General features: G+C 39.2%; 12 protein-coding genes. 6 read left to right on the forward strand and 6 right to left on the reverse strand.

Going from position 1 to position 13,120, the window contains the following annotated elements; genetic code table 11:
* Positions 1–30 precede the first annotated feature (30 nt).
* From DK924_RS05040 to adk, 3 genes are all read left to right on the forward strand, one after another.
* Entirely contained in the window at positions 31–744 is a 714-nt protein-coding gene (locus tag DK924_RS05040; protein WP_109874494.1) for an RluA family pseudouridine synthase, read from the forward strand.
* A 120-nt stretch (positions 745–864) separates the two neighbouring features.
* On the forward strand, positions 865–2,778 hold the full coding sequence (gene htpG / locus DK924_RS05045; protein ID WP_054201119.1) for a molecular chaperone HtpG: 1,914 nt from the start codon (positions 865–867) through the stop codon (positions 2,776–2,778).
* A 153-nt stretch (positions 2,779–2,931) separates the two neighbouring features.
* The gene (adk, locus tag DK924_RS05050) at positions 2,932–3,576 is read left to right on the forward strand and encodes an adenylate kinase (RefSeq protein WP_008468042.1); all 645 of its coding nucleotides are present in this window, start codon (positions 2,932–2,934) and stop codon (positions 3,574–3,576) included.
* 73 nt (positions 3,577–3,649) lie between these two features.
* On the opposite strand, the gene tpx is transcribed toward adk, so the two are convergent.
* On the reverse strand, positions 3,650–4,231 hold the full coding sequence (tpx, locus tag DK924_RS05055; RefSeq protein WP_109874495.1) for a thiol peroxidase: 582 nt from the start codon (positions 4,229–4,231) through the stop codon (positions 3,650–3,652).
* A 219-nt stretch (positions 4,232–4,450) separates the two neighbouring features.
* Between tpx and DK924_RS05060 the strand changes: the two genes are divergently transcribed.
* Positions 4,451–5,455, forward strand: a complete 1,005-nt coding sequence (locus DK924_RS05060) for a response regulator (protein WP_010388597.1) — start codon at positions 4,451–4,453, stop codon at positions 5,453–5,455.
* Between the two features lie 6 nt (positions 5,456–5,461).
* Complete coding sequence (locus DK924_RS05065) at positions 5,462–6,433, forward strand: diguanylate cyclase (RefSeq protein ID WP_010388598.1); 972 nt, start codon at positions 5,462–5,464, stop codon at positions 6,431–6,433.
* Between the two features lie 11 nt (positions 6,434–6,444).
* Here DK924_RS05065 and DK924_RS18830 read toward each other — a convergent pair whose 3' ends face one another.
* The 5 genes from DK924_RS18830 to DK924_RS05090 form a co-directional block, all read right to left on the reverse strand.
* The gene (locus DK924_RS18830) at positions 6,445–6,654 is read right to left on the reverse strand and encodes a universal stress protein (protein WP_309076567.1); all 210 of its coding nucleotides are present in this window, start codon (positions 6,652–6,654) and stop codon (positions 6,445–6,447) included.
* Between the two features lie 144 nt (positions 6,655–6,798).
* Positions 6,799–8,313 (reverse strand): SpoVR family protein, encoded by a 1,515-nt coding sequence (locus DK924_RS05075; RefSeq protein ID WP_109874496.1) that lies wholly within the window; start codon positions 8,311–8,313, stop codon positions 6,799–6,801.
* A gap of 18 nt (positions 8,314–8,331) precedes the next feature.
* Positions 8,332–9,615 carry a YeaH/YhbH family protein gene (locus tag DK924_RS05080; protein WP_010388601.1) on the reverse strand — a complete coding sequence of 428 codons (1,284 nt, stop codon included), beginning with the start codon at positions 9,613–9,615 and terminating at the stop codon, positions 8,332–8,334.
* Positions 9,616–9,646: 31 nt separating this feature from the next.
* Entirely contained in the window at positions 9,647–11,569 is a 1,923-nt protein-coding gene (locus tag DK924_RS05085; RefSeq protein WP_109874497.1) for a PrkA family serine protein kinase, read from the reverse strand.
* A 208-nt stretch (positions 11,570–11,777) separates the two neighbouring features.
* Positions 11,778–12,359 (reverse strand): superoxide dismutase, encoded by a 582-nt coding sequence (locus DK924_RS05090; RefSeq protein ID WP_010388603.1) that lies wholly within the window; start codon positions 12,357–12,359, stop codon positions 11,778–11,780.
* Between the two features lie 264 nt (positions 12,360–12,623).
* Here DK924_RS05090 and DK924_RS05095 point away from each other — a divergent pair, with 264 nt between their 5' ends.
* A complete protein-coding gene (locus tag DK924_RS05095; RefSeq protein ID WP_024602947.1) occupies positions 12,624–12,962 on the forward strand; it encodes a Grx4 family monothiol glutaredoxin in 339 nt (112 codons plus the stop codon).
* Positions 12,963–13,120 lie beyond the last annotated feature (158 nt).

The following is a 13,120-nucleotide window of genomic DNA, read 5'->3' on the forward strand; positions in this document are numbered from 1 at the left end:
TTGCAATATAAACAAAAGTTTAAGGATGGTATGGCTGCAATAACTCAAAGTGCTAATGTGATTGTTGATGACTTTATCGCACCTGTTTGCCATGAACACATAAAAATTATTTATCAAGATGATGATATTTTATTGATCAATAAACCTAGCGGCTTGTTGAGCTTGTCGGGTAAAAACCCTCTTAACTGGGATTCGGTTCACTATAGGCTTGTTAATGGCCAACAAGGCGTTACCGCAGCGTTTCCTACTGCGATATTACCCCACCGTTTAGATTTAGGTACCTCCGGAGTGATGGTGGTAGCACTTAACGAGCAAGCAGCTAAAGCACTGAATCAGCAATTCCAATCCCGAAGTGTTAAAAAGCAATATCGCGCAATGCTCTTTGGATTGGTTGCAGAGTCTCAGGGAGAAATTACTGCGCCTATAGCAAAAGATAAAATGTTATTTCCGAAAGTGAAAATTTGTCACCAGAGCGGCAAACCCTCGCGCACTCAATTTAAAGTGGTTAAACGCTTTAACAAAGAGCAAAAAACTTTGGTTGATTTTACTCCTATAACTGGACGCACTCATCAACTTAGAATTCACAGTTTAATTTTTGGCCACCCTATACTTGGATGTGATTTATATAAAAATGATTGCAGTGAGCAGGGTGCTCAACGATTATTATTGCATGCCAGCGATTTATTTTTTGTTCATCCATGCACTGATAAGCCAATGCACGGGCATGCCATAACGCCTTTTTAATTGATTAACCCATTTAAAGTGTCTTTGAATGGGGTTTTTTATTTTTTTTACTTGAACTTCTCACGGCTCACCCCATATTAAGTGCATAACGCAGACACTTTGCAAATTGGAGATACATAAATGACTGCAGCACAAAAAGAAACATTAGGCTTTCAAACAGAAGTAAAACAACTATTAAACTTAATGATTCACTCGCTTTATTCAAATAAAGAAATCTTTTTACGCGAGCTTGTATCAAATGCATCTGACGCAGCCGATAAACTACGCTTTTTAGCCCTTTCAAACGGTGACCTTTATCAAGGTGATGCAGATTTACGCGTACGTATAAGCGCAGATAAAGACGCTAACACAGTGACCATTTCTGATAATGGTATTGGTATGACGCGTGATGAAGTGATCAGCTCATTAGGCACCATTGCTAAGTCGGGTACGGCTGAATTTTTCAAAAACTTAACGGGCGATCAAAGTAAAGATTCACAGCTTATTGGTCAATTTGGTGTTGGTTTTTACTCAGCATTTATTGTTGCTGATGAAGTGACTGTTCGTACTCGTAAAGCAGGAGAGACAACAGCGGTTGAATGGCAGTCAAAAGGTGAAGGCGAGTACACGCTACAAGAAATCGAAAAAGAAGGCCGTGGTACAGATATTATTTTACATCTTCGTGAAGAAGAAAATGAATATGCAGATGAATGGCGTCTTCGCAGTATCGTAACTAAATACTCTGATCATATTTCTACACCAGTACAAATGTACAAGGCAGAAGTACCTGAGTCTGAAGGTGAAGATGGTGAAAAAATTCCGGCTGTTCCAGGTGAGTGGGAAAGCATTAACCGTGCAACTGCATTATGGACACGTGACAAATCAGAAATCTCTGAGGACGAATACAAAGAGTTTTATAAGCATGTAAGCCACGACTGGGAAGATCCGCTTAGCTGGGGACATAATAAAGTTGAAGGTAAAACTGAATACACCAGTTTGTTATACATTCCAAAAAAAGCACCTTTTGATTTATGGAATCGTGAGCGCCAAAGTGGTTTAAAACTTTATGTTCAACGCGTGTTTATTATGGATGACGCTGAACAGTTTATGCCAAGCTACTTACGTTTTGTTAAAGGCTTATTAGACTCAAACGATTTACCACTAAACGTATCGCGTGAAATTTTACAAGACAACAAAGTTACCCAAGCTATTCGTAAGGGGTGTACGTCGCGTATTATTAAAATGCTTGAGCGTATGGCTAAAAACAAAGCCGATGATTACCAAACATTTTGGAATGAATTTGGTCAGGTAATGAAAGAAGGGCCTGCAGAAGATGCGGCCAACAAAGAAAGCATTGCTAAATTATTACGCTTTTCATCAACGCACACCGACTCAGAAACTCAAGATGTTTCACTTGAGCAATACATTGAGCGCATGAAGGACAGCCAAGATAAAATTTACTATGTGGTTGCTGACTCATTCATTGCTGCTAAAAATTCACCACACTTAGAAATCTTCCGTAAAAAAGGCATTGAAGTATTATTGCTAAGCGATCGTGTAGATGAGTGGATGATGAGCCATTTAACGGAATTTGGCGAAAAGCAATTTCAGTCAATTACCCGCGGTGATCTAGATTTAGGTAAGCTAGATGACGAAGAAACTAAAAAAGCACAAGAAGAGTCTGAAAAAGAAGTTGCAGGCTTGGTTGAGCGTATCAAAACTGCATTAGGAGATGATGTTAAAGATGTACGCTTTACTCACCGCTTAACCGACTCACCAGCATGTGTAGTGAGCGATGACAACGACATGAGCTCGCAAATGCAAAAGCTTATGGAGTCAGTAGGTCAAGCTGTTCCTGAGGCTAAGCCTGTGTTTGAATTAAATCCAGAGCACCAACTGGTTAAGCATTTAAATGATGAGCAAGACGAAGATAAGTTTGCACAGTGGTCACATGTACTACTAGACCAAGCTTTGCTTGCAGAGCGCGGTACACTTAAAGATCCAACTGGATTTGTAACTCGCTTAAATAAACTTATGCTTGATTTAAGCAAATAAGTATTAAAAATCAATGATTGAGTCAAAAGGGAACGTCTGTTCCCTTTTTTATGCGCTGCTGTATAGACAATTAGTATAAGTTACTTGAGTATCTGCAGCGCTTATGGAAGAATTCAGACTTTAAAATAAACTCTCATATTAGGGGACAATGATATGCGCATTATTCTTTTGGGCGCACCGGGTGCAGGTAAAGGTACTCAAGCTCAGTTTTTAATGGATAGATACGGTATTCCACAAATTTCTACCGGCGATATGCTACGAGCTGCAATTAAAGAGGGCACACCACTTGGCCTAGAAGCAAAAAAAGTAATGGACGCAGGTCAGCTTATTTCAGATGATATTATTATCGGCCTTGTTAAAGAGCGTATTGCAAAACCTGATTGTGAGAAAGGTTTTTTACTCGATGGTTTCCCACGTACAATTCCACAAGCTGATGCTATGAAAGAAAATGGCGTAGTGGTTGATCACGTTATTGAATTTGATGTTGCTGATGAAGTTATTGTTGAGCGTATGGGCGGACGTCGTGTTCATCCTGGTTCTGGTCGTGTTTACCATGTTGTTTACAATCCACCAAAAGAGGAAGGTAAAGACAACGAAACAGGTGAAGAGCTTATTATTCGTGCAGATGACACAGAAGAGACAGTTCGTAAACGCTTAGGCATTTACCATGAGCAAACAATGCCATTGGTTGACTACTACCAAGCAGAAGCGAAAGCGGGTAACACGCAGTACCATAAACTAGACGGTACCCAAGCGGTTGAAGCAGTAAGCAAGCAACTAGCTGAGCTTTTAGGTTAACTTGTACCTAAAACTAAAAGCATAATTTAAAAAACCGCTTAATAGCGGTTTTTTATTATTTGAAATTCGACCTTTAAAGCGTTTTAAGCTTTTCAATAACGCTATCGTATTCAGGCTCAGTTGATAAACTACTAACTAATTGCTTATAAATAACTTTATGGCTCTTATCAAGAATAAAAACAGAGCGGGTAAGTAATCCCATATCTTTAATGATTAAGCCATACTGTTGGCCAAAATCACGCCATACAGAATCAGAAAGCGTCGTTACTTTATCGATATTTTCGGCCTTACAAAAACGCTTTTGCGCAAATGGTAAATCGGCACTAATAGTGAGCATGGCCACGCCTGGAAATTGTTGGGCGACTTTTTCATTAAAGTGCTTAGTTTGTAAGCTACAAATACCGGTATCTAAGCTCGGAACAACACTAATTAATACAGCTTGGCCTTTATAGTCTTCTAACGTAACAGCAGTGAAACTGTCATTAACTACTTTAAAGTTAGGAGCATCTTCACCAACTTTAAGGCCTTTCCCTAATAAGGTAACTGGCTTACCTTGTGCAGTTACTTTTCCTGCATCGAGTGTGTTTTCGGGTAAATCTGCGGCAAAACTGGCACAGCAAAATAGGCTTAATGCAAAAGCTAATGTACGACGCATGGAGTTTTTTCCTTTTAAATTAACGCAATAGTTGTGAGTGTATTATAATGTAGATAAGTAACCAAGCAGAAAAATCCACAGCTTTATTTTTGCCTAAAATTGAAAATAAGTAATACATTGATTACTATGTATGTATAAGAAATAGGTATTATTTTTTATGTATCCGTGGCTTGTTCTACACGCTTAAAATTACACCCAGTTTTAAAATAGTGAGATTGTATGTCAACATCGGTTTTAATATGTGATGATTCAAAATTAGCACGACGCCAGTTGGCTCGTTCCTTACCCGATGATTGGGATATTAAAATTGAATTTGCATGTGACGGTGTAGACTGCATAAAACAAATAAGCAAAGCCCAACCTGAAATTCTTTTCCTTGATTTAAATATGCCAGAGATGGACGGCTATGGTGTGTTGGCAGCAATGAAAGATCAGGGACTAGACGTGCTCACTGTGGTGGTATCGGGCGATATTCAACCAAGCGCACATCAACGTGTACTTGAACTTGGCGCCATAGACTTTATTCAAAAACCATGTTCCCCTGAAAAGCTCGCTGCCATTATAGAGCACCATGGCATAAGAGATAGAGCACTGCGTGAACGTTTGTCCCACACTTTAGGTGAACAAGTTGACCCTGATGTTCGTGATATATACCAAGAGCTGACTAATGTTGCTATGGGCCAAGCAGGGGATCTACTTGCACGACTGCTTAATGTATTTGTTAAGCTACCCATTCCTAATGTTAATGTTTTAGAAGTCAGTGAGCTTAATATGGCGCTAAGCTCTGTTGATACCAATGACACTACGTCGGGTATTTGCCAAGGTTTTATTGGCGGCGGGGTATCTGGTGAGGCGTTATTACTTTTAAATGATTCTAGTTTTAAAGAAATAGCCTCATTAATGAATTACGAAGGTGAATTAAACGACAAGGTTGAGTTAGAGTTGCTAATGGATGTAAGTAACATTTTAATTGGCGCTATATTAACAGGCTTATCAAAGCAGCTCGACATGACCTTTAGTCAAGGCCATCCCATTGTATTGGGCCAGCACCGTGATGTTTCTGAGCTTGTTCAGTCTAATAAGTCGCGTTGGCAACGGACACTTGCCATAGAAATTAGTTACGGTATTGAAAATCATGATATTAGTTGTGATTTAATGTTGCTCTTTACTGAAGATTCACTTAAAACTTTGAAATATAAAGTTGCTTATCTACTGGAAGATTAAATATTTATGCCAGCTGATTTAGATTTAAATGAAATCCATTGGTTAATGGACATGTTTAATACTGTTGATGTAGGCCTTGTGGTGCTTGATAGAGACTACAAGGTGTGCGTTTGGAATGGCTTTATGGAAAACCATTCTGGGCTGTTACCGAGTGCAGTAAAAGATAAAGACTTGTTTGATCTATTTCCAGCCATAGATGAAAAATGGTTTAGAAGTAAAGCTGAGTCAGTGTTTGTATTAAAAAATCGTTCATTTACTATTTGGGAACAGCAGCCTTATATTTTTCGTTTTAAAAATTATCGACCGATTACAGGTAAAGCGGATTATATGTATCAAAACGCCACGTTTATTCCACTTACGAATGTACGAGGGGAAGTAGAGCATATTTGTATTATTATCTACGATGTAACGGATATTGCAGTTAATAAAAAAGAGCTTGAAGAGTTAAACAAAAAATTAGAGCAAGTAAGCCAAACTGACAGCCTTACCCAGCTTGCAAACCGAGGACATTGGGAGCATTTGTTACATCAAGAATTTTTACGTACTAAGCGCAGTGAAGGTTGCTGCTCGTTATTAATTTTTGATATTGATCACTTTAAAAAGGTAAACGATGACTTTGGTCATAGTGCTGGAGATGAAGCACTTCGTCATATAGCGAGTTTACTTAAAACTGCATTGCGTGAAACTGATATTGCTGGGCGATACGGCGGTGAAGAGTTTGTTGTTACTTTATTAGATACCGATAAACAAGGGGCTATCGTATTTGCTGAGCGCTTACGCCAATTAATCGAAACCTCACCAGCGAAATACAAAGAGCACACTATGCATATGGCCATTAGTGTGGGTATTGCCTGCTTTGACAACGAATTTAAAGATCATGAGCGTTGGATTGAAGCTGCCGATAAAGCACTTTACCATTCAAAAGAAACCGGTCGAAATAAAGTGTCGGTATATGCTGATATAAAAAATGATGCGTAAGCATCATTTTTTTAATTGGGAGGTAAAATAAGTAAATCAGTTTTGAGTAAACGCATTATTTTTTCTGCGGTATTACCAATGAGCTTAGCTTTAATCCCTACATTTCCTACAGAGCCTATAATCATTAAATCAGCATTAAGCTTAGCCGCTAAGCTTAAGATCACCTGCTCGGGTAATCCCGCTTTAATATGAAGCTTATCGCGTAAGTTGTTATCAGTTATAAGAGCCTGCTGCTATTGTGGTCGTTTCTCAAACGCATTAACGAGCTGTTCTTCAGAAAAAACCAAGCCTAAATCTCTTAATATTGGAGAAATATAGACAGTATAACCTGCATAAAACTCACAATCGGTTCGCTCTGCATATTTTTACTCTGTTGTATGGCGTGAATCATCGCTTGGGCATTGACCAATGGTTGAAATATCACCAGAATTTGACTCCTGTTCAAGTTTTACCTTAAAGCCCCATAGTCTGTAAAGGTGTTTTAATACCTCCTCATGGGAGTTGGCCAGTGGAATGGCGTTGTGAGGGATATATCGCAGGGTTAATGAGCGATCTCCACGCAAGTCTACATCGTAAACTTGTATGTTAGGTTCATGATTACTAAGGTTATATTGTGCAGAAAGTGCCTCTCTAACCGCTTTGTAGCCATTATCGTCATGAATAGCGCCTATTTCTAAATGTGGGTTGTTAGCATGGTCTACTATAGTGAACAATTTAAAGTCTCTGATCAGTTTTGGCGATAAAAATTGGCTAATAAAACTTTCATCTTTAAAGTTTTGCATTGCAAAGTGAAGAGTTTCAAGCCAGTCATTACCAGCATGTTCAGGAAACCAGCGTTTATCTTCTTCTGTCGGGTTTTCACAAATTCGGCGTATATCTACCATCATATTAAAACCCAGCGCATAGGGGTTAATACCTGAGTAATAATCGCTATTATAAGGGGGTTGATACACAACATTTGTATGGCTTTGTAAAAACTCTAACATAAATGAGTCGGTTAGTTTTCCCTCATCATATAAGTGGTTCAAAATAGTGTAGTGCCAAAAAGTGGCCCAACCTTCATTCATAACCTGTGTTTGTTTTTGCGGATAAAAGTACTGCGATATTTTTCGCACAATACGTACGATTTCTCGTTGCCATGGCTCAAGTAAAGGAGCATTTTTTTCAATAAAATACAGAATGTTTTCCTGTGGCTCTTGCGGAAAGTGGCACTCACTTTTTTTTGATTCTTGCTGCTGAGAGGGAATGGTACGCCATAGTTCATTAACTTGTGATTGTAAGTACTCAGCCCGTTCTTGCTGGCGTTTTTGTTCTTCAAATAACGAAATACGCTGCGGACGTTTATACCTGTCAACACCATAACTCATTAACGCATGGCAAGAGTCGAGTATGCTTTCTACTTCAGAAATACCGTATTTCTCTTCACAGCGGCTAATATAGTTTTTAGCAAACAATAAATAGTCAATTATAGAACCGGCATCAGTCCATGTTTTAAATAAATAATTCCCCTTAAAAAAAGAGTTATGCCCGTAACACGCATGTGCCATAACCAATGCCTGCATCGGCAGCGTATTTTCTTCCATTAAATAAGCTATACATGGATTGGAGTTAATCACAATTTCATATGCAAGGCCCATTTGACCTCGTTTATAATTTTGTTCTGTTTGGATAAACTTTTTACCGTAAGACCAGTGAGTATAGCCAATAGGCATGCCTACACTGGAGTAAGCATCCATCATTTGCTCAGCAGTGATCACTTCAATTTGGTTAGGGTATGTGTCTAGTTTATAATGCTCAGCAACACGTGCAATTTCATCTTGATATTGCTGAAGTAACTCAAAGGTCCAATCGGGCCCATCACTGATTCGCTCGTTATTCATATTGCTACCTCGCTTTGGCTATGCAGCCCCTTGCTGTTGACGGCCTTTTTTAAATAGCTCCCTAAATATAGGGTAAATGTCTTCAACACCTTGAATATGTTGGATGGCAAAATTACTGTGAGTTTGGCTTATGCTTTGGTACTCGCGCCATAAACTTTGGTGGGCGCGGGTAGTAATTTCTATATAGGCAAAATATCGCACTGCGCTTAACAGTTTGTTACGTAAAATATGCCCACATTGCGGGGTATCATCTGCCCAGTTATCACCATCAGAGGCTTGTGCTGCGTATATATTCCATTCATCAGCATTATAGCGCTCTGCTATTATTTCATTCATCAGCTTAAGCGCACTTGAAACGATAGTACCGCCCGTTTCTTGGGAGTAAAAAAACTCTTGTTCATCAACTTCTTTAGCTTGAGTATGATGACGAATATACACAACCTCAATGTCTTTATAGCTGCGAGTTAAAAACTGATAAAGCAAAATATAAAAGCGTTTTGCCATGTCTTTGGTGGCTTGATCCATTGAACCGGATACATCCATAATACAAAACATTACTGCTTTGCTGGTTGGGTGTGGTTGTTTATTATAGTTACGAAAACGCAAATCGTAGTTATCAATAAAGGGTACCGATTTAATTTGCTGCTTTAGAATGTCGATTTCTTGTTGCAACAATGTCACAGCGGCTTTGTCGCAGTGTGGTTGTTCAAGCAGTAGTGCTAATTGCCCCTCAAGTTCACTAAGGCGGCGCTTTTTTCCTGCGGTCATTGCAATTCTACGAGCTAAAGAGCCTTGTAATGAACGCACTACGTCAATATTACTGGGCATACCGTCGCTGCAAAACCCAGCGCGATGGGTTTTCATTTGTACGAGCTTATCGAGCTGATTTTCTTGTAAATTAGGGAGTTCTAAATCTTCAAATAACAAATCAAGATATTCGTCTTTAGAGATTGAGAAAACAAAATCATCTTGGCCTTCGCCAGAATCACTCGCTTCACCTTCGCCCGCGCCACCGCCTTGTCCACCTTTAGGTCGCTCAATTTTATCACCAGTAGAGAACTGATCGTTCCCTGGATGTATTTGCTCTCTATTACCGCCTCTACCTTGATGAAAAGTAGGTTCACTAATATCACGCTGTGGAATAGATATACTCTCCCCAGAGCTAGAGTCGGTGACGCTGCGTTTATTTATCGCATCAGACACCGCTTCTTTTATCTGCTTTTTATAACGCCTAATAAAACGCTGGCGGTTAACTGTGCTTTTGTTTTTGCCATTTAAACGCCTGTCGATAAAATGCGCCATAATGACCTCCTAAAAACTGCAATTATGAAGGTTATTGCGATTTTCTAACCCGTAAATACCACTCAGATAGCAAGCGCACTTGTTTTTGCGTGTAGCCTTTTTCAACCATACGGTTAACAAAGTCCTCATGCTTTTGCTGATCCTCAGCTGATGTTTTAGCATTGAATGAAATGACAGGGAGTAAGTCTTCGGTGTTTGAGAACATTTTTTTCTCAATAACAGTGCGTAGTTTCTCATAACTCGTCCATAGCGGATTCTTACCATTATTGTGAGCGCGAGCACGTAGTACAAAGTTAACAATTTCATTTCTGAAATCTTTAGGATTTGAAATACCTGCCGGTTTCTCAATTTTTTCGAGCTCAGCATTAAGCGCATCACGGTCAAACAATTGCCCTGTATCAGGGTCGCGATACTCTTGATCTTGAATCCAAAAATCAGCATAAATAACGTAGCGGTCAAAAATATTTTGTCCGTATTCCGAGTACGATTCTAGATAGGCGGTTTGCAGCTCTTTACCTATAAACTCAACATATTGTGGAATTAAATAGCCTTTTAAAAAGCTTAAATAACGCTCTTCAACCTCGACACTAAATTGTTCTCGTTCAATTTGTTGCTCAAGTACATAAAACAAATGTACTGGGTTGGCGGCCACTTCGGTGGTATCAAAGTTGAATACGCGAGATAAAATTTTAAACGCAAAACGAGTTGAAAGACCGTTCATGCCCTCATCGACACCAGCGTAATCACGATATTCTTGGTATGACTTAGCTTTTGGATCGGTATCTTTGAGTGTTTCACCATCGTAGACCCGCATTTTAGAGTAAATGCTAGAGTTTTCTGGCTCTTTTAAGCGCGAGAGAGTGGTAAATTGAGCTAAAATTTTAAGTGTTCCTGGCGCACATGGGGCATTATAAAGCTCACTGTGTTCAATCAGCTTATCGTAAATTTTAATCTCCTCGGTCACTCTTAAGCAATATGGGACTTTAACAATATAAACACGGTCTAAAAAAGCTTCGTTGTTTTTATTGTTTTTAAAGGTTTGCCATTCTGACTCGTTGGAGTGGGCGAGTATCATGCCGTTAAATGGCAGGGCGCTTATGCCTTCTGTGCCGTTATAGTTGCCTTCTTGTGTGGCTGTTAAAAGCGGGTGTAGCACTTTTATCGGTGCTTTGAACATTTCCACAAACTCCATTAAGCCTTGGTTAGCTAAACATAATGCGCCTGAATAAGCGTACGCATCAGGATCATTTTGCGCAAAGTGTTCAAGCTGGCGGATATCTACTTTACCTACAAGAGCCGAAATATCTTGGTTGTTTTCATCGCCGGGCTCTGTTTTAGCAATCGCTACTTGATTTAAAATTGATGGGAAGCGTTTAACCACTCTAAATTGGCTAATATCACCATTAAATTCTTGTAAGCGTTTTGCGGCCCATGGCGACATCACTGTTTTAAGGTAGCGAGACTTAATTCCATATTCTTTTTCGAGCAGGTTTGCATCTTCAATGGGGTCAAATAATGCCAGCGGATGGTCATTAACTGGTGAGCCTTTAATTGAGTATATAGGCACTTGTTGCATTAAATACTTTAATTTTTCGGCAATTGATGACTTACCACCACCCACAGGGCCGAGTAAATAAAGTACTTGTTTACACTCCTCTAAGCCTTGTGCTGCATGTTTTAAATAAGACACAATTTGTTCAATAGCGTCTTCCATGCCATAAAAGTCAGCAAATGCTGGGTAACGTGCAACAACACGATTTGAAAATAAGCGACTTAGGCGAGTATCGGTAGCAGTATCTACCATTTTAGGCTCGCCAATGGCCATCAGTAACCTTTCAGGTGCACTGGCATAAGCAGACTTATCGGTTTTACAAATTTCGAGGAATTCAGCAACACTGTACTCTTCTTCTTGTGTTGATTCATAACGTGCTTGGTAGTGATCAAAAATAGTCATAATGACCTCCGAAACCTACTTTGAAGATGTATTCACTATCTAAAGTCTAGTCACGAATTTCATTTTTTGTGCAATAAAATTAAAAATTTATATGAAAAATGATCAAGATGCGCTTTTATAAAACAACCTACGTATAAACGCAATTAATGCAAATTGTAGGCATAAAAAAAGACGCCTAAGCGTCTTTTTAAAACTAGTATTAAACTAATTATGCGAAGTTAGCGTTCGCGAATTCCCAGTTAACTAGTGACCAGAAACCTTTAAGGTAATCTGGACGCACGTTACGGTAATCAATGTAGTATGCGTGTTCCCATAAATCGACTGTTAGGATTGGAGTAACACCTGCATCTGTTAGTGGTGTAGCAGCGTTAGATGTATTAACGATGTCTAGTGAACCATCAGCCAGTTTAACTAACCAAGTCCAGCTTGAACCAAAGTTATTTACTGCTTTATCATTTAACGCGTCTTTAAATGCGTCAAATGAGCCCCATTTGGCGTTAATTGCATCAGCAATTGCACCTGTTGGAGCGCCACCGCCATTTGGAGATAGGCTGTTCCAGTAGAAAGTGTGGTTCCAGATTTGAGCAGCGTTATTAAATACACCGCCTTCTGAAGAACATACGATTTCTTCAAGTGACTTACCTTCAAACTCAGTGCCTGGGATTAAACCGTTAAGTTTAGTCACATAAGTGTTGTGGTGTTTACCATGGTGAAACTCTAGCGTTTCTTGTGAAATATGTGGCTCAAGTGCATCAATTGCATACGGTAGTGACGGTAGTTCAAATGCCATTTTTTATCTCCATCTTCTTTTGGTTGATAGTCTATTTAGTAATACGTAATGCCTGCGCAAACAGGGCACTTATCTATACCAAACAGGAATATAGTGTTACTATAATTGTTGAGTATTTTACTCAAGTTTTAGCAAACAGCAATGCTCTTGCTAAAGCTATTTAAGATTGAGGCTTTAATTGCCTATTTTAATCTATATATCTGAGGCCACAGTGAAACTTTTTCAAGGCCTAATGTGTTCGCTATCGTCATTTTGAGGTTGTAAATGGAAACCATCGATAAAATTAAACAGCAAATTGCTGAAAACCCAATCATCTTATACATGAAAGGATCACCAAAACTGCCTAATTGTGGTTTTTCTTCACAAGCATCACAAGCGTTAATGTCGTGTGGTGAACCGTTTGCTTATGTAGATATTTTACTTAATCCAGACATTCGTGCAGAGCTTCCTGCGTATGCTAACTGGCCTACTTTCCCACAACTTTGGGTTGAAGGTGAGTTAATTGGTGGCTGTGACATTATCATTGAAATGTTTCAACGTGGTGAATTACAACCACTGATCGCAGAAACAGCTGCAAAGCATAAACCTGCAGACGCTGAATAAGCGTTTAGGTAAAAAAAAGCTGCAATTTGCAGCTTTTTTTATGTCTATAAATTATTTACTCTTGTTGCTTATACGCTAAAAGTAAGGAGTGAGAAGGCAGCTTTACTCGTTTTTACGTAGCTTACAAAGCCGCAAACTTCAGAGCGCGATTGAATCGC

Source organism: Pseudoalteromonas sp. meg-B1 (assembly GCF_003173795.1).
Lineage (GTDB): Bacteria > Pseudomonadota > Gammaproteobacteria > Enterobacterales > Alteromonadaceae > Pseudoalteromonas > Pseudoalteromonas undina.

Coding starts and splice junctions, on each gene's coding strand:
- DK924_RS05040 (WP_109874494.1), top strand. CDS start 31: ATGGCTGCAATAACTCAAAGTGCTAATGTGATTGTTGATGACTTTATC.
- htpG (WP_054201119.1), top strand. CDS start 865: ATGACTGCAGCACAAAAAGAAACATTAGGCTTTCAAACAGAAGTAAAA.
- adk (WP_008468042.1), top strand. CDS start 2,932: ATGCGCATTATTCTTTTGGGCGCACCGGGTGCAGGTAAAGGTACTCAA.
- tpx (WP_109874495.1), bottom strand. CDS start 4,231: ATGCGTCGTACATTAGCTTTTGCATTAAGCCTATTTTGCTGTGCCAGT.
- DK924_RS05060 (WP_010388597.1), top strand. CDS start 4,451: ATGTCAACATCGGTTTTAATATGTGATGATTCAAAATTAGCACGACGC.
- DK924_RS05065 (WP_010388598.1), top strand. CDS start 5,462: ATGCCAGCTGATTTAGATTTAAATGAAATCCATTGGTTAATGGACATG.
- DK924_RS05075 (WP_109874496.1), bottom strand. CDS start 8,313: ATGAATAACGAGCGAATCAGTGATGGGCCCGATTGGACCTTTGAGTTA.
- DK924_RS05080 (WP_010388601.1), bottom strand. CDS start 9,615: ATGGCGCATTTTATCGACAGGCGTTTAAATGGCAAAAACAAAAGCACA.
- DK924_RS05085 (WP_109874497.1), bottom strand. CDS start 11,569: ATGACTATTTTTGATCACTACCAAGCACGTTATGAATCAACACAAGAA.
- DK924_RS05090 (WP_010388603.1), bottom strand. CDS start 12,359: ATGGCATTTGAACTACCGTCACTACCGTATGCAATTGATGCACTTGAG.
- DK924_RS05095 (WP_024602947.1), top strand. CDS start 12,624: ATGGAAACCATCGATAAAATTAAACAGCAAATTGCTGAAAACCCAATC.